Annotated in this window: 13 protein-coding genes; 10 read left to right on the top strand and 3 right to left on the bottom strand. The window is 73.9% G+C overall.

The features are described 5' to 3' along the window. Positions 1-219: 219 nt before the first annotated feature. The 4 genes from ppdK to RZ50_RS13625 all read left to right on the top strand — a co-directional run bounded on the left by ppdK (position 220) and on the right by RZ50_RS13625 (position 4,536). Positions 220-2,928 carry a pyruvate, phosphate dikinase gene (gene ppdK / locus RZ50_RS13640; RefSeq protein WP_196948536.1) on the top strand — a complete coding sequence of 903 codons (2,709 nt, stop codon included), beginning with the start codon at positions 220-222 and terminating at the stop codon, positions 2,926-2,928. 221 nt (positions 2,929-3,149) lie between these two features. Continuing rightward, the gene (locus RZ50_RS13635) at positions 3,150-3,668 is read left to right on the top strand and encodes a ribonuclease (protein ID WP_196948535.1); all 519 of its coding nucleotides are present in this window, start codon (positions 3,150-3,152) and stop codon (positions 3,666-3,668) included. An 83-nt stretch (positions 3,669-3,751) separates the two neighbouring features. Next, entirely contained in the window at positions 3,752-4,225 is a 474-nt protein-coding gene (locus RZ50_RS13630) for a hypothetical protein (RefSeq protein WP_196948534.1), read from the top strand. Beyond that, the gene (locus tag RZ50_RS13625; protein ID WP_196948533.1) at positions 4,225-4,536 is read left to right on the top strand and encodes a transcriptional regulator; all 312 of its coding nucleotides are present in this window, start codon (positions 4,225-4,227) and stop codon (positions 4,534-4,536) included. The genes RZ50_RS13630 and RZ50_RS13625 overlap by 1 nt, the downstream gene beginning before the upstream one ends. Positions 4,537-4,658: 122 nt before the next feature. Here RZ50_RS13625 and RZ50_RS13620 read toward each other — a convergent pair whose 3' ends face one another. Further along, positions 4,659-5,654 (bottom strand): hypothetical protein, encoded by a 996-nt coding sequence (locus tag RZ50_RS13620; RefSeq protein WP_196948532.1) that lies wholly within the window; start codon positions 5,652-5,654, stop codon positions 4,659-4,661. 125 nt (positions 5,655-5,779) lie between these two features. Between RZ50_RS13620 and RZ50_RS13615 the strand changes: the two genes are divergently transcribed. Continuing rightward, positions 5,780-7,039, top strand: coding sequence for an ADP-ribosylglycohydrolase family protein (locus RZ50_RS13615; protein ID WP_196948531.1), 1,260 nt, complete (start codon positions 5,780-5,782; stop codon positions 7,037-7,039). A gap of 1 nt (position 7,040) precedes the next feature. Here RZ50_RS13615 and RZ50_RS13610 read toward each other — a convergent pair whose 3' ends face one another. Then, a complete protein-coding gene (locus RZ50_RS13610) occupies positions 7,041-7,775 on the bottom strand; it encodes a GNAT family N-acetyltransferase (RefSeq protein ID WP_196948530.1) in 735 nt (244 codons plus the stop codon). A 745-nt stretch (positions 7,776-8,520) separates the two neighbouring features. Between RZ50_RS13610 and RZ50_RS13605 the strand changes: the two genes are divergently transcribed. From RZ50_RS13605 to RZ50_RS13585, 5 genes are all read left to right on the top strand, one after another. Next, positions 8,521-9,465, top strand: coding sequence for a PAC2 family protein (locus RZ50_RS13605; RefSeq protein ID WP_196948529.1), 945 nt, complete (start codon positions 8,521-8,523; stop codon positions 9,463-9,465). Positions 9,466-9,644: 179 nt separating this feature from the next. After that, a complete protein-coding gene (locus RZ50_RS13600) occupies positions 9,645-10,640 on the top strand; it encodes an SGNH/GDSL hydrolase family protein (RefSeq protein WP_196948528.1) in 996 nt (331 codons plus the stop codon). Between the two features lie 187 nt (positions 10,641-10,827). Next, positions 10,828-12,138, top strand: coding sequence for a deoxyguanosinetriphosphate triphosphohydrolase (locus RZ50_RS13595; RefSeq protein ID WP_196948527.1), 1,311 nt, complete (start codon positions 10,828-10,830; stop codon positions 12,136-12,138). Positions 12,139-12,211: 73 nt separating this feature from the next. Further along, positions 12,212-14,116: a DNA primase gene (gene dnaG / locus RZ50_RS13590; protein ID WP_196948526.1), complete on the top strand. Its 1,905-nt coding sequence runs from the start codon at positions 12,212-12,214 to the stop codon at positions 14,114-14,116. A gap of 137 nt (positions 14,117-14,253) precedes the next feature. Then, positions 14,254-15,429 carry an RNA polymerase sigma factor gene (locus RZ50_RS13585; protein WP_196948525.1) on the top strand — a complete coding sequence of 392 codons (1,176 nt, stop codon included), beginning with the start codon at positions 14,254-14,256 and terminating at the stop codon, positions 15,427-15,429. Here the strand turns inward: RZ50_RS13585 and RZ50_RS13580 are convergent. Beyond that, positions 15,417-16,089 (bottom strand): DUF2690 domain-containing protein (locus tag RZ50_RS13580; RefSeq protein ID WP_217680530.1); only part of this gene is annotated, 673 nt, incomplete at its 5' end. The two genes, RZ50_RS13585 and RZ50_RS13580, sit on opposite strands and share 13 nt — an antisense overlap.

Here is a 16,089-nt window from a genome sequence, read left to right as displayed (position 1 = left end):
GAATCGGGCGATCTTCGAGGGCCGTCGCCTTCAAGAGTTGAACACGGGCTCGCGTCAGGCGGACGATTTCACCAACAGAGGTGAACGCCTTTATGTGCATTCGATCTATCGGGTTACCGCTCGGTACCGGCCTCGTGTGGCCTATTCAGGGCAGAGAAGTGCCTTCGAAATGGGTATGTTCTCCGGCGTCAGGGCAACCGCGTACGAGGAGACCGACCCGTGCCGTCCCAGCAGAAGTTTGTTTACTCCTTCACCGAAGGAAACAAGGACCTCAAGGATCTTCTTGGCGGCAAGGGCGCGAACCTGGCCGAGATGACCAACCTGGGCCTCCCCGTCCCTCCGGGGTTCACCATCACCACCGAGGCCTGCAAGGTCTTCCTGGAGACCGGTAGCGAGCCGTCCTCGCTGCACCAGGAGATCAGCGCCCACCTGGACGCCCTCGAACAGGAGATGGGCAAGAAGCTCGGCCAGGCCGACAACCCGCTCCTGGTCTCCGTACGCTCGGGCGCCAAGTTCTCCATGCCCGGCATGATGGACACCGTCCTCAACATCGGCCTCTCCGACGCCTCGGTGGTCGGCCTCGCCGCGCAGTCCGGCAACGAGCGCTTCGCCTGGGACTCCTACCGCCGCCTGGTCCAGATGTTCGGCAAGACCGTGCTGGGCGTCGACGGCGAGCTGTTCGAGGAGGCCCTGGACGAGGCCAAGCACGCCAAGGGCACCGTCAACGACCTGGACCTGGACGCCGCCGACCTCCGCGAACTGGTCGAGGTGTTCAAGGGCATCGTCGAGCGCGAGACCGGCCGGCCCTTCCCGCAGGAGCCGCGGGAGCAGATGGACCTCGCGATCCACGCGGTCTTCCACTCCTGGAACGGCGACCGCGCCCGGCTCTACCGCCGCCAGGAGCGCATCCCGAACGACCTCGGCACCGCGGTCAACGTCTGCACCATGGTCTTCGGCAACCTCGGCGAGGACTCCGGCACCGGCGTCGCCTTCACCCGCGACCCCTCCACCGGCACCCAGGGCGTCTACGGCGACTACCTGTCCAACGCCCAGGGCGAGGACGTCGTCGCCGGCATCCGCAACACCCTGCCGCTGGCCGAGCTGGAGAAGCTCGACAAGAAGTCGTACGACGAGCTCATGGCGATCATGCAGAAGCTTGAGAACCACTACCGCGACCTCTGCGACATCGAGTTCACCATCGAGCGCGGCAAGCTCTGGATGCTGCAGACCCGCGTCGGCAAGCGCACCGCCGCGGCCGCCTTCCGGATCGCCGTCCAGCTGGTCGACCAGGGCCTGATCGACCTGGACGAGGCCCTGATGCGGGTCACCGGCGGCCAGCTGGCCCAGCTGATGTTCCCGCGCTTCGCCCCGACCGCCGAGTCCAGGCAGATCGCCTGGGGCCTGGCCGCCTCGCCGGGCGCCGCGATCGGCAAGGTCGTCTTCGACTCCTACACCGCCGTCAAGTGGTCCCGCTCCGGTGAGCAGGTCATCCTGGTCCGCCGCGAGACCAACCCGGACGACCTGGACGGCATGATCGCCGCCGAGGGCATCCTCACCTCGCGCGGCGGCAAGACCTCGCACGCCGCCGTGGTCGCCCGCGGCATGGGCAAGACCTGCGTCTGCGGCGCCGAGGAGCTGGAGGTCGACACCAAGTCCCGCCGCTTCACCACCGCCGACGGCCTGGTGGTCGAGGAGGGCGACATCGTCTCGATCGACGGTGCCACCGGCAAGGTCTACCTCGGTGAGGTCCCCGTCCTGCCGTCCCCCGTGGTCGAGTACTTCGAGGGCACCCTGCACGCCGGCGCCGACGTCCAGGGCGGCCTGGTCCAGGCCGTGCACCGGCTGATGTCGCACGCCGACGGCCGTCGCCGGCTGGCCGTGCGCGCCAACGCCGACAACGCCGAGGACGGCTCGCGCGCCCGCCGCTACGGCGCCCAGGGCATCGGCCTGTGCCGCACCGAGCACATGTTCCTCGGCGAGGAGCGCCGCAAGGAGGTCGAGCACCTGATCCTCGCGGACAACGACAAGGACCGCGAGCTCGCGCTCACCACCCTGCTGCCGCTGCAGAAGGGCGACTTCCTGGAGCTCTTCCAGGCGATGGACGGCCTGCCCGTCACCGTCCGCCTGCTCGACCCGCCGCTGCACGAGTTCCTGCCGGACATCACCGAGCTGTCGGTGCGCGTCGCCCTCGCCGAGGCCCGCAAGGACCCGAACGAGAACGACCTGCGGCTGCTCCAGGCGGTGCACAAGCTGCACGAGCAGAACCCGATGCTGGGCCTGCGCGGCGTGCGCCTCGGCCTGGTCATCCCCGGGCTGTTCGGCATGCAGGTCCGGGCCATCGCCGAGGCCGCCGCCGAGCGCAAGCTGGCCGGCGGGGACCCCCGCCCCGAGGTGATGATCCCGCTGGTCGGCACCGTCCAGGAGCTGGAGCTGGTCCGCGACGAGTGCGAGCGGGTGCTCGCCGAGGTCGCCCAGTCCACCGGCGTGAAGCTGGACATCAAGCTCGGCACCATGATCGAGCTGCCGCGCGCCGCGGTGACCGCCGGCCAGATCGCCGAGGCCGCCGAGTTCTTCTCCTTCGGCACCAACGACCTGACCCAGACGGTCTGGGGCTTCTCCCGGGACGACGTGGAGGCCTCGTTCTTCACCGCCTACCTGGAGAAGGGCATCTTCGGGGTCTCCCCGTTCGAGACCATCGACCGCGACGGCGTCGGCTCGCTGGTCAGGCACGCCGTCGAGGCCGGCCGGGCCACCCGCCCCGACCTCAAGCTCGGCGTCTGCGGCGAGCACGGCGGCGACCCGGACTCGGTCCACTTCTTCCACGAGGTGGGGCTGGACTACGTCTCCTGCTCCCCCTTCCGGATCCCGGTGGCGCGCCTGGAGGCCGGCCGCGCCGCCATCGAGTCGGCGGGCAGCGACTCGCGCTGAGCGGGGTAGGCATCCCCTCCTCACGCGCGGGTAGGACTGACCGCTCACCCTCCCGTCGGGAGGGCGTACACCGGAGCTCGGCGCAGGAGAACCGGCGTACGTGACACGGCCGGGCGGGAACGGACAATGGCGTCCGTTCCCGCCCGGCCGTACGTTCGTGTGGCGTCGGCCACGTGTGTAGCTGGTCGGCCGCAGCCCCGGCGCCTGTCAGGCTGGAGCCCATGACCAGACGCAAAAACCCGCTCGTCGTCGTGGCCGTCCTGATCCTGGCCCTCGTCGCGGGCATCGGGTACCTGCTCGCCGGCAAGGGCGGTGGCAGCCACCCCAAGGCCGCCGCGAGCGCCACCGCCACCGCGGCGACGGGTTCCTCGGCCCCCAAGCCCTCGGCCCCCAAGCCCTCCCCGCCGGCCGGCGGCACCCCCGCCCCGAGCGGCACCTGGGTGCCCGCCGACCCCGCGATGGCCGACGTCTGCCGCAGCAAGCTCCCCAGCCAGGCCCAGGACACCCTCGGCCTGATCGCCAAGGGCGGCCCCTACCCCTACAACCGCGACGGCATCGTCTTCGAGAACCGCGAGAGCCGCCTCCCCAGGAAGACCGACGGCTACTACCACGAGTTCACCGTGGTCACCCCCGGCTCCAACGACCGCGGCACCCGCCGGGTCGTCACCGGCAACTCCGGTGAGCAGTACTGGTCCGGGGACCACTACGCCACCTTCCAGGAGATCGACCCGCGCTGCTGAGCCGCCCGTTCGCGGAAAGTACTTTCCAATTCGGAAAGAGTGTGTCACGGTGGAGTCACCGTCACCTCTCCGAGGGGGATTCCATGAGTGACTCCGCTCGCATGCCGCTGTCCGCCGCGGAGGCGCTGCGCCTGGCCGACCGCGCCGGCGCGGCCGCCCGTCGGCCGCGCCCCGTGCCCGGCTGGTACGGGCCGGTGGTCGCGGCCGGCTTCGCCGCCTTCGGGATCGCCACCGGCCAGGCCGTCGCCGCCGGCCAGGTCTGGCTGATCGGCATCCTCGGCGGCGTCTGGGGCGCGCTGTGCGGCCTGATCGGGCTGGCCGGGATGCGTGGCGGCGGTGTCATCCAGCGCGAGGCGCCGTCCGGCATGGCCGTCCCGGTGCTGCTCACCGTCCTCTCGGTGCTGGCGGCGATGCTGGGCACCATGGCGCTCGCCTGGTGGGCGGGGGGCGGCCCGCAGTGGATCGCGGCGGCCGGCGGGGTCGTCGGGGGAGCGGTCTTCTGGGCGGCGAACAGCGCGCTCAACCGCCGCATCCGACGCCTGCGGGACGGTGGCTGATGGCCGCCGCCCTCGACCCGCTGCTCCAGCACCCCACCCGGCTGACCGTGCTGGCCTTCCTCGGCGCCTGCCGGGAGGCCGAGTTCGGCGCCGTCCGGGACCACTGCGAGGTCTCCGACTCCGTCCTCAGCAAGGCCGCCACCGCCCTTGAGGAGGCCGGGTACGTCGCGGTGCGGAAGGGCTACGTCGGCAAGCGCCCGCGCACCTGGCTCGCCGCCACCCGCGAGGGCCGGGCGGTGCTCGCCGCCCACCTCGCCGAACTCCAGCGGATGGTCGCCGCTGCGGAGGCGGCGGGCGCCCGACACGCCTGAACCGCAGGTGAGTTCACCCCGTCGAACGAGCAGTCGCTCCAGGTCGTCGAGGAGAGGCCCCGACAACGGATCGCCGTGGCCGGGAAGGCGCTCGCCCAGGGGCTGAGCGGCCACCGGCGCCCTCACCGCGCCCGGCGCCAGCTGATGCGGTCGTGCGGGCCGTGGGGGCCGGTGGTGACCAGGGCGGTCAGCTCGTGCAGGACGGGGGCCGGATCGCGGCGGAGCTGGACGGGCGTGGCGTGGACCACCGGGAGGCCGGCGGCGGTGAGGCGGTTGGCGCGGGCCAGGCCGCGTTCGTGGTCGGCCGGGCGCAGGTGCCAGGCGCGGGAGTCGATCTCCAGGGCCACGCAGGCGTGCGGCCAGTAGGCGTCCGGAACGGCGAGGAAGCGGCCGTCCAGGAAGAGCACCGGGTTCCACAGCGGCTCGGGCAGGCCCGCGTGGGCGAGCAGTTCGCGGGCCTCGGCCTCCACCACCGAGCGCACCCCGGCGGTCAGGTCCTCCACCACCCGGGCCACCTGCGGCAGCGCCAGCGCGCCCGGCCGGGCCAGCAACTGGTCGAGCAGCTCGCCGAGTTCGCAGCGCCGCCGCTGCACGGCCTCGGCACACAGCGCCCGGAAGCGGCGCTGCCCGGTCTCCCTCGGCGCGAGGTCCGCCAGGGCCCGGGCGACCGTCGCGCTCCACAGTCCGTCGCCCCGCTCGAAGCCGCCGGGCATCGCCCCGCCCGACCGGTGGACCCGGACGAACTCCCGGTCGCCGACCCGGCGCCCGGCCGGGATCAGGACGTCCACCTCGGTGAGGTCGGCCGGGTGCCCGGCGCTCGGCAGCCCGGCGTCCGCCAGCACCGCCAACCCGGTCAGCAGCACCTCCCCGGGCCGCGGCTCCCGCCCCTTCGGTCCCGCGTACGCCAGTGCGGCGCGCAGTCTCTGATGGTTCGTCAACCGTCCGCTCTGCAGGCAGATCACCCGGGGCAGCACCTGCTGCCAGGGCCCGCCGGGGCGCAGCCGGTGCGCGATGGTGCCGGAGGGCACCCCGAGCCGGCGCAGCTGCGAACGGGTGACGATGTGCTGCTGGTCGGCACCGAGCAGGACGACGGGGTCGAGCGGGTTCGCGCGGGTCATACCCCGGGTGCTGCCCGCCCCGATCGGGGGTATGCGAAACATCCCTCGTCGGGGGCGTCGGGGCCAGGAGGTTGACGCAAAAGGGCTTGACGCGGAGGCGGCCGGGCGGATGGGCTCGGAGGCATATGACGACCACACCCCCCGGCCCGGCGTTCGACGCGCTCATCGGCCTCTCGGTGGGCGACGCCCTCGGCGCCCAGTTCTTCGTCCCGGCCACCGCCCGGGCCCACCTCGCCTCCCGCACCGACCCGCCCGGCCCCTGGCCGTGGACCGACGACACCGAGATGGCCTGCTCGGTGTACACCGCCCACACCGAGCGCGGCGCGATCGACACCTTCGACCTCACCCACGCCTTCGCCCGCCGCCACGACTTCGACCGCGGCTACGGCCCGGCCGCCAACCGGATGCTCCGGCTGGTCCGCGAGGGCGGCGACGCCAGGGTGCTGGCCGCCGAACTCTTCGACGGCCAGGGCTCCTACGGCAACGGCGCCGCGATGCGGGTCGCCCCGCTCGGGGCCGCGTACGCCGAGGACCCGGCCGCCGTGGTCCGGCCCGCAGCCGACACCGCCGTGATCACCCACACCCACCCGCAGGCGGTGGACGGCGCGATCGCGGTGGCGGTGGCTGCGGCGTACGCGGTCCGGGCGCGGACCGAGGCCATGACCCCGAACACCTTCCTGGCCGCGGTCGCCGAGCTCACCCCGCGCGGCGCCGTCCACGACGGCCTGACCGAGGCGATCCGCCTGCTCGCCGAACCGGACCCGCTGGTCGCCGCCCGGGTGCTCGGCAACGGCAGCCGGACCTCGGCCGTGGACACCGTCCCGTACGCCCTGTGGTGCGCCGCGCGTCGGCTGACCGACTACCCGGCCGCCGTGTGGGAGGCGATCGCGGCCGGCGGCGACATGGACACCGTGGCCGCGATCACCGGGGGAGTGGTCGCGGCGCACACCGGTGTGCACGGCATCCCCGCGGACTGGGTGGCCGCCCGCGAACTGCTGCCCGACTGGGCGTACCCCGTTCCGGGGCGCGTCCGGCCGGCCCCGGTGGATCGGCCCGGCCACCTGAAGCCCATGCTGCTGCCCCGCCCGTGTCCGGTGCCGGACGTGGTGTGGGCGGAGCCGCAGTGGCGACGGATCCAGGAGGGGCTGCGCCCCCTGGAGACGGAGCAGCGGTGGGAGTCCTACACCGCCGAGGGCGTGCTGCACCTGCACCGAGGCTGGACCGGCTTCGAGATCTGGAGCGTCCGGGTCGCCCCGGTGCGGGGCGGCGGCTGGCGGCCGGTCTCGGCGCTGGCCGAGGTGCACCCCGACCGGTACAAGGGCGCTCCGGACCCGCAGGCCCTCGCACGGGCCCTCCGCCTGGCGGCGGAGGGCTACGGCCCGTGACTCAGGCCGGGATCATCAGCTGCCCGGGGCCGCTGCCGCCGTGTCTAAGGCACTCCTGGTTGATCGCCGGATCCGGGGCGCTCGGCGAGGTGGCGGCGGCGATCCGCAGCTCGATGATGTCCCGGACGGCGGGCCACTCGTCGTCCAGGATCGAGTAGAACGCCGTCGAGCGCACCACGCCGTCCAGCCCGCGCGAGTGCGCCCGGCGGACGCCCTCGGAGGTCGCGCCGAGCCGCTCGATCGCGGCGCGCGAGCGCAGGTTGCGGGCGTCGGCGCGCAGCGAGATCCGCTGCACGCCCCAGGTCTCGAAGGCGTGCCGCAGCATCAGCAGCTTGGCCTCGGTGTTGATGCCGGTGCCCTGGGCGCGCGGCGAGAGCCAGGTGTTGCCGATCTCGGCGGCGTCCGGCACGGCGGTGGCCGGGTCGCCGAACGGCTTCCCGGGCGCCGGCGGCCACACCAGTGGGCCCCGCCAGTAGTCGAGTTCCAGGAACCGGGTGGAGCCGACCACCCGGCCGTCGGCGACGTTCACCGTCGCGAACGGCATCGACCGGCCCGCGGCCTGGTCGGAGAGGGCCCGGGCGATGTAGTCGCGGGCCGCCTCCAGACCGTGCGGGACGGGGGTGAACGCGTAGGTCGTACGGTCCTCGGCGCCGGCCTCGGCGATGGCCTCGGCATGGTGCGCGGCAAGGGGCTCCAGCCGCACGGTGCGGCCGGTGAGGATGACAGGTGCTGGCACGGAACCTTCGGTCCTTCATCGGTCGTAGGGTGCCTCCCGCGCCGGGGTGCGGCACGGGGTGCGGTGACTGGGTTCGCCCCGGTCCGGGCTCCGTCCTCCGGGTACCCGTGCACGCCGGAGGATCCGGTCGGGCGGGGCGGGGGCGGCGGCCCGGAACGGGCGGCGCGGTTGCCGGAACGGCACGGGTCCTCGGACCGGTCCGGCGGGAAGAGCGAGGGGACAGTGTGCGTCCGCGAAATGGCCGAGAAGGAAACGAGTGCGCGAAGGGAAGCAGGCGGCCAGGTGAAGGCAAGATGCGTCGTGGGTGGCTGGCCGAACACCGGGCCGGGACGTGGTCGACGGCGTTACGGACGACGTGACGACGACGCGACGATGCGAGGCAGCGAGAGGACGATACCCGCCAGAAGGCGGTGCGTCACTTCGCGGCGCGCGAATGGCCGCCCGGGCCGTCGCGACACACCCCGGACGGGCCTGTCGAACACCCGTGACCAGGGGCTTTCACCCCGGGTGCGATCATGGTCCGGAGCGATCGGCGGAGGCCGCCGGGCGAGCCTTTCCCAGGGCCTTTCCCAGGGACTTCCGCACGGCCTTCCGCACGGCCTTCCGCACGGCCCTCCGCACGGCCCTCCGCAGGACCTTCCGCACGGCCTTCCGCCGCGGCGGGAATTCCGGCGCCGCCCGGCACGCTGGAGAGGACGAGAAGCCGGTCGGATCGGGACGAGCAGGGAACGGGGTTGGGTGCGCGGTGCGTGACTTCCAGGCGTTGTACGAGCTGGATCAGCGGGGTGTGGCGGCGGTGGCCGCGGCCACCGCGGAACTGCGCGACACCGGCGCCGGCCTGGTGATGCTCCACCACTTCGAGGGCTTCATGGACGCCGGGGAGGCCGGCGGCCAGGTGGTGGCCCACCTGCTGGAGACCGGTTCGCCGCAGGTGGTGGCCCGTTTCGACCACGACCGGCTGGTCGACTACCGGGCCCGCCGCCCGGCGATGGTCTTCGACCGCGACCGCTGGACGTCCTACGACCCGCCGGAGATCCTGCTCCAGCTCGTCCGGGACGCCGCCGGGGTGCCGTTCCTGCTGCTCACCGGCCCGGAGCCGGACGTCGAGTGGGAGCGTTTCGCGCGCGCCGTCCGCGAGTTGGTCGAGCGCTTCGAGGTCCGGCTCTGCCTGGACTTCCACGGCATCCCGATGGGCGTGCCGCACACCCGCCCGGTCGGCCTGACGCCGCACGGCAGCCGGCTCGACCTCGCGGCGGGGTACCCGCAGTGGTTCGAGCAGGCGCAGGTCCCGGGCAGCGCCCAGGCGTTGCTTGAGTACCGCCTGTCCGAGGCCGGGCACGACGTGCTGGGCTTCGCCGTGCACGTGCCGCACTACGTGGCCCGCTCGGCCTACCCGGCCGCCGCCGTGACGATCCTGGAGGCGGTGCAGTCCGCCACCGGCCTGGTGCTGCCCGGCACGCGGCTGCGCGAGCGGGTCGCCGAGGTCTACGCCGACATCGAGGAGCAGCTGGCCCACGGGGACGGCGAGCTGCGCTCGGCGATCCGCGGCATGGAGGGCCAGTACGACGCCGTGGCGGGCGCGGAGGACCGGGAGAGCCTGCTCGCCGAGCCGGTCGAGCTGCCCTCGGCGGACGAGCTGGGGCGGCGCTTCGAGCAGTTCCTGGCCGAGCACGAACGCGACGCGGAGTAGTCCCGGCGCCGAGCGGCCCCGGCGAGGGGCGGTTGCGGGGTGCGGCGGATCCGGCGCGGCGGGAGTCATCCGGCGGTGCCCGTTCGTTGGCCCGTGGGCCCGTCTTCGAGGCGGGCCCACGGTGCCCGGGGGACGGGTCGCCGTACGGAGCTGCCCGTGACTCCTACCCGGGGGACGCCATGTCGAGGACCACACGTCCGGCCGTCGCGCTGACGGCCGGCCTGGCCGCCCTGCTGCTGGCCGGGTGCAGCGGAGGGGGCGGTTCGGGCGGGTCGGGGCAGGGCTTCGCGGGCGCGCTGCCCGAGCACGCCCCGAGCGGTGCCGGTCCGACGCCGACCCCCACCCCGACGCCCGCCGGCCCGTACGTGGCGCTCGGCGACTCGTACACCGCCGGGCTCAAGATCGCCCCGCAGGTCGGCGAGCCGAGCGGCTGCTCCCGCTCCGGGGCCAACTACCCGGCGCTGGTGGCCAGGGGGCTCGACCTGGCGCCCGGGGACTTCCGGGACGTCAGCTGCACCGGCGCCCGCACCGGGGACCTGACGGGCCCGCAGCAGACCGAGGGCGGCGCCAACCCGGCCCAGCTGGACGCGCTGACCCAGGCCACCCGGCTGGTCACCCTCGGGATCGGTGGCAACGACGCGGGCTTCACGCAGGTCATCACCGAGTGCGCCAAGGACAACCTGGTGGACGCGGTCAAGGGGCTGGTCGGCAACGGCCAGGCGGACGCGCCCTGCCGCACGCACTACTCCTCCGGCGGCACCGACCAGCTCCAGGCCCGGGTGGACGCGGCCGGGCAGCAGATCGGCAAGGCGCTCCAGGAGATCCGGCGGCGCTCCCCGCAGGCCCGGGTCTACGTGGTCGGCTACCCGACGCTGCTCCCGGGCGACCCGGCGAGCTGCCGGCCGGTGCTCGGGTCGACGATCGCGGCGGCGGACCTCGGCTTCCTCGCCGAGAAGGAGCGCGAGCTCAACGGGATGCTCAAGCAGCGCGCGGAGGCCGCAGGGGCGGTGTTCGTGGACGTCGCCGGCCCGTCGGCCGGGCACGACATGTGCGCGGGCGAGGACGCCCGCTGGGTCGAGCCGCCCCTTCCGGCCCGGGGGCTGGCGCCGGTCCACCCCAACGCCAAGGGGCAGGAGGCGGTGGCCGCCGTCGTGCTGAAGGCCGTCAAGGGCTGAGCCGCTCAGGGGCCGGGGGCCGAGTGGGCCGGGCCCCGGAGGGGTGCCGAAAGGACTGGGCCGTCCGGGTAAGAACGATTCGCGCGGGCGGACACCGGCGCGCCTCCCACGGTTCACGCCCCGGCCCGCACCCCTTCGCGCGCGGCACACCCCGCGTGTCGGGGGCGCGGCGTACCGTGAGGGTCATATGGATGACACCACGCACCGCCTCGCCGCCCCGATCCCGTACGACCACGCCGCCGAGGCCCGCTGGGTCCCCGAACCGGACAAGCGCCCCGGCCGTACGGCGTTCCAGCGCGACCGCGCCCGGGTGCTGCACTCGGCGGCGCTGCGCCGGCTGGCCGGCACCACCCAGGTGGTCGCCCCGATGCGCAGCGACTTCCCGCGCACCCGGCTCACCCACTCGCTCGAATGCGCCCAGGTCGGGCGCGAGTTGGGTGCGGCCCTGGGCTGCGACCCGGACCTCGTGGAGGCCGGCTGCCTGGCCCACGACATCGGCCACCCGCCCTTCGGCCACACCGGCGAGGAGGCCCTCGACCAGGCCGCCGAGGCCTGCGGCGGCTTCGAGGGCAACGCCCAGTCGCTGCGCATCCTCACCCGGCTCGAACCCAAGCGCTTCGCGCCGCTGGAGGACCAGCCCGCCGCCCGGCTCGCCCCCTGGCCCGGCCGCAGCGTCGGGCTCAACCTGACCCGCGCCGCCCTGGACGCCGCCACCAAGTACCCGTGGAGCAAGGGCGCCCACCCCACCGACCCGGCCTCGCCCAAGTACGGCGTCTACGCCGACGACCTGCCGGTCTTCCGCTGGCTGCGGGCCGGCTCCCCGCCCAGGCGCAAGTGCTTCGAGGCCACCGTGATGGACTGGTCCGACGACGTGGCCTACTCCACCCACGACGTCGAGGACGGCCTCCAGGCCGGCCACATCGACCCGGCCGCGCTGCGCGCCCCGAGCGAGCGCGCCGAACTGTTCAAGGTCGCCGAGCGCTACGCCCGGGACGCCGAGCCGGAGGAACTGGCCGCCGCCCTGGACCGGCTGCTCGCCAAGGACTGGTGGCCGCGCGCCTACGACGGTACGGCGCGCGCCCGGGCCGGGCTCAAGGACCTCACCAGCCAGCTGATCGGCCGCTTCTGCCTGGCCGCCGAGCAGGCCACCCGCGCCCGCTACGGCCCGGGCCGGCTCAGCCGCTACGCCGCCGAGCTGGTGGTGCCGAGGGACGTCCGGCTGGAGTGCGCGGTGCTCAAGGCGGTCGCCGTCCGCTACGTCATGCAGCGCGACGAGCAGGCCCAGCTGCGGGCCCGCCAGCGGGTCGTGATCGCCGAGCTGGCGTACGTCCTCACCCAGCGCGCCCCGGAGGGCCTGGACCCGGTCTTCGCCGCGATGTACCGGGAGGCCGAGGACGACCGCGCCGCCCTGCGCACGGTCATCGACCAGATCGCCACCCTCACGGACGCCTCGGCCCTCGCCCTCCACGCCAGACTCGTCGGCGCCGCCTGGGCCTAGGGTCTGCCTCCGCCGCCACCGCCGCCCCGGCCGCCGCGGCTCGAAACCCCGGCCACCCCAGTAGACTTCCGGGGTGGCCGGGCGGATCAGGGACGAAGACGTACAGGCGGTGCGCAGCGCACTGCCGATCGACGCGGTGGTCGGCGACTACGTACAGCTGACCAACGGTGGCGGCGGCGAGTACAAGGGCGTCTGTCCCTTCCACGACGAGAAGTCCGCCTCGTTCTACGTCAACCCCTCCAAGGGCGTCTTCCACTGCTTCGGCTGCCAGGAGAACGGCGACACCATCGCCTTCCTGATGAAGATCGAGCACTTCACCTTCGCCGAGGCCGTCGAGCGGATGGCCGCCCAGGCGGGCATCACCCTGCGCTACGAGGAGGGCGGCTACAGCCCCCGCCACCAGCAGGGCGAGCGCACCCGCCTGGTCGAGGCGCACAAGGTGGCCGCCGCCTACTACCAGGAGCAGCTGGCCTCGCCGGAGGCGGAGATCGGCCGCCGCTTCCTGGCCGAGCGCGGCTTCGACGAGGAGGCCGCCAGGACCTTCGGCGTCGGCTACGCCCCCGCGGGCTGGGAGCACCTGGTGCGCTTCCTGCGCGGCAAGGGCTTCACCGACAAGGAGATCCTGCTCGGCGGGCTGGCCTCGCAGGGCCAGCGCGGCGGCCTGATCGACCGCTTCCGGGGCCGGCTGGTCTGGCCGATCCGGGACATCGCGGGCGAGGTGGTCGGCTTCGGCGCCCGCCGCCTGCGCGAGGACGACAACGGCCCGAAGTACCTCAACACCCCCGAGACGCCGATCTACAAGAAGTCCCACGTGCTGTACGGCATCGACCTGGCGAAGAAGGAGATCGCCAGGTCGGGCCGCGCGGTGGTGGTCGAGGGCTACACCGATGTGATGGCCTGCCACCTGGCCGGGGTCACCTCGGCGGTCGCCACCTGCGGCACCGCCTTCGCCGAGGACCACATCAAGATCATCCGCCGGCTGCTGATGGACACCTCGCAGTACCGGGGCGAGACCGTCTTCACCTTCGACGGCGACGCGGCCGGCCAGAAGGCCGCCCTGCGGGCCTTCGAGGACGACCAGAAGTTCGCCGCCAAGACCTCCATCGCCGTCAGCCCGGGCGGTATGGACCCCTGCGAGCTGCGCCTGGCCCAGGGCGACGAGGCGGTCAAGCAGCTGATCGACAACCCGGTCCCGCTGTTCGAGTTCGCGCTGAACTCGGTGGTGGCCCGGCACCGGGTGGACACCCCGGAGGGGCGCTCGGCGGCTTTGGAGGAGGCGGCCCCGATCGTCGCCAAGATCAAGGACCGCTCGATCCAGCACGAGTACGCCGTCCGCCTGGCCGGCATGCTCGGGATCCTGGACGAGCCCTTCGTGGTCCGCCGGGTCTCCCAGCTGGCCCGCTGGGACCGCGAGCGCCAGCAGAACCCGCGCGGCGCCCAGCAGCGCCGCCCCGAGCCGGTCCAGCCGCTGCGCCCGGCCCAGCCCGCCTTCCGGCTCAACCCGCGCGACCCGGCCCAGTTCGTCGAGCGCGAGCTGCTCAAGCTGGCGCTCCAGCACCCGGACCTGGTCAGCCCGGCCTTCGACCACTACGGCGACGACGAGTTCCCGACCCCGCCGTACACCGCCGTGCGGCAGGCCATCGCCAAGGCCGGCGGCGCCGCGTACGGGGCGACCCTGCCCGACTTCACCAGCGCGGTGCGCGAGGCGGCGCCGGACGACCAGGTGCGCTCGCTGGTGACCGAGCTGACCGTCGAGCCGGTGCGCTCGCGCCGCAAGGCGGACACGGTCTACGCGGGGGAGTTCCTGGTCAAGCTGCGCCTGCTGGCCGTGGACCGGCGGATCGCCGAGGTCCGCGGCTACCTCCAGAGGCTGGGCCACCGGGCCGACGCCGAGCAGCAGCACGCGGTGCAGACCGAGCTGTGGCAGCTCCAGCAGTACGGGCAGCAGCTCCGCAGCCGGGGCGCCGCGGCGCTGTAGGGCCTGCCCGGGGCACCGGCGGTCGCGCAGAAAGTCGGCGCACGAGTATCGGCCACGGAGCGTGGCGTACCGCACACTGGAAGGCGTCCCACCTCCGTACAGCGCGGGTCCGCCAGAGTCGCGCCCGCCCCGAGGGGATGCCCGTGGACCGAGGCCTTGCCGCAGCGACCACCGCCACCGGACGAGCACGCCCCGCCGGACGGCCGACCGGGGAGCAGGAGACGGACCACGGCCGGGCCGTGGCCGCACCCCCGTACGGCGCGCGGGTGCCCGCCCAGGGCCTGCCGGAGGGGCACCCCGACAGCCCCGATCCGGAAACCGGACCCGAATCCGGACCCGGGACCGACCCTGGAACCGGGCCCGGGCCCGGGCCAGACGCCCAGGACGGCCCCGCCGAGGTCGGCGGCTCGGCCGCCGACCTGCTGCGCCAGTACCTGCGCGAAATCGGCCGGATCCGACTCCTCACCGCCGCCGAGGAGGTCGAGCTGGCCCGCCGGATCGAGGCCGGCCTGTTCGCCGAGGAGCGGCTGAACGGCGACCCGCCGCCCGACCCGCTGGCCCGCGAGCTGGACACCCTGGTCGTCCGGGGCCGGATCGCCAAGCGCCGCCTGATCGAGGCCAACCTGCGCCTGGTGGTGTCCATCGCCAAGCGCTACGTGGGCCGCGGGCTGACCCTGCTGGACCTGGTCCAGGAGGGCAACCTGGGCCTGATCCGGGCGGTGGAGAAGTTCGACTACGCCCGCGGCTACAAGTTCTCCACCTACGCGACCTGGTGGATCCGGCAGGGGATGAGCCGGGCGCTGGCCGACCAGGCCCGGACGATCCGGGTGCCGGTGCACGTGGTCGAGCTGATCAACCGGGTCGTACGGGCCCAGCGCGTGCTGCTCCAGGAGCGCGGCCTGGAACCGACCGCCGCCGACCTCGCCGCCGTCCTGGAGCTGACCGAGGAGCGGGTGCACGAACTGCTCCGGCTGGCCCAGGAGCCGATCTCGCTGCACACCCCGGTCGGTGAGGAGGACGACGTCGCGCTCGGCGACCTGATCGAGGACGCCGACGCCGCCTCGCCCGCCGAGTCCGCGACCTTCCTACTGCTGCGCCAGCACCTGGACGCGGTGCTGGCCACCCTGGGGGAGCGGGAGCGCCAGGTGGTCCAGCTCCGCTACGGGCTGGACGACGGGCGTCCGCGCACGCTGGAGGAGATCGGCGCGGTGTTCGGGGTGACGCGGGAGCGCATCCGGCAGATCGAGTCCAAGACGCTGGGCAAGCTGCGCGAGCACGCCCACGCCGCCCAGCTGCGCGGCTACCTCGACTGAGGCGCGTCCGATGCCTGGGGCGTGCCCGGCGCCTGGGGCGCGTCCGACGACGGGTTCGGCGCTGACGGGTTCGGCGCCGACGGGTCGCCGGCCGTCGGCGCTCCGCCCCCGGCCCCCGGGGGCGGTGAGGCGGGCCCGATCGGGATCGGCGTGGAGGCCACCACGGTGGCCAGGTCGCTGACAGTCGAGGTGCAGTCGTGCCCGGCCGGCTGGTAGCCGCACACCTGGAAGCCGATCGCCGGGTCCGCGGCGCTCAGCATGGGCGAGTAGTTGTCGTAGCCCCAGTGGATCATCGCCGTCTCGCTCTCCCCGGTGCTGTCGGTGATGACCGCGTAGTCCTTGGGTTCGCCCTCGGTGATCGCCGCCCAGGCGGCCTGGCAGGTCCGGCTGTACCGGAGGTAGACGACCACCTTGCCGACGACCTGGGTCTGGAGCGTGCGGGCGTCCTTGCCGCAGCCGGTGGTCTTGGGGTCCTTGTGCGCGCAGCCGACCGCCTGGCAGGTGGGTTCGGACGGGACGGGCTTGGCGACGGCGGTGGCGACCGGTGTCGGGGCGGGCTCGTCGGCGGCCTGGGGCCGACCGCCGTCGTGCCTGGCGGCCCGCAGGCCGGTCAGTGCCAGCAGCAGCGCCAGCACCGCCGCGGCCCCGCCGAGGCCATGT

It is taken from the genome of Kitasatospora sp. SUK 42, from assembly GCF_015776785.2.
In the GTDB taxonomy this organism is placed as follows: Bacteria; Actinomycetota; Actinomycetes; order Streptomycetales; family Streptomycetaceae; genus Kitasatospora.
This window is presented reverse-complemented; position numbering and strand designations above follow the sequence as displayed.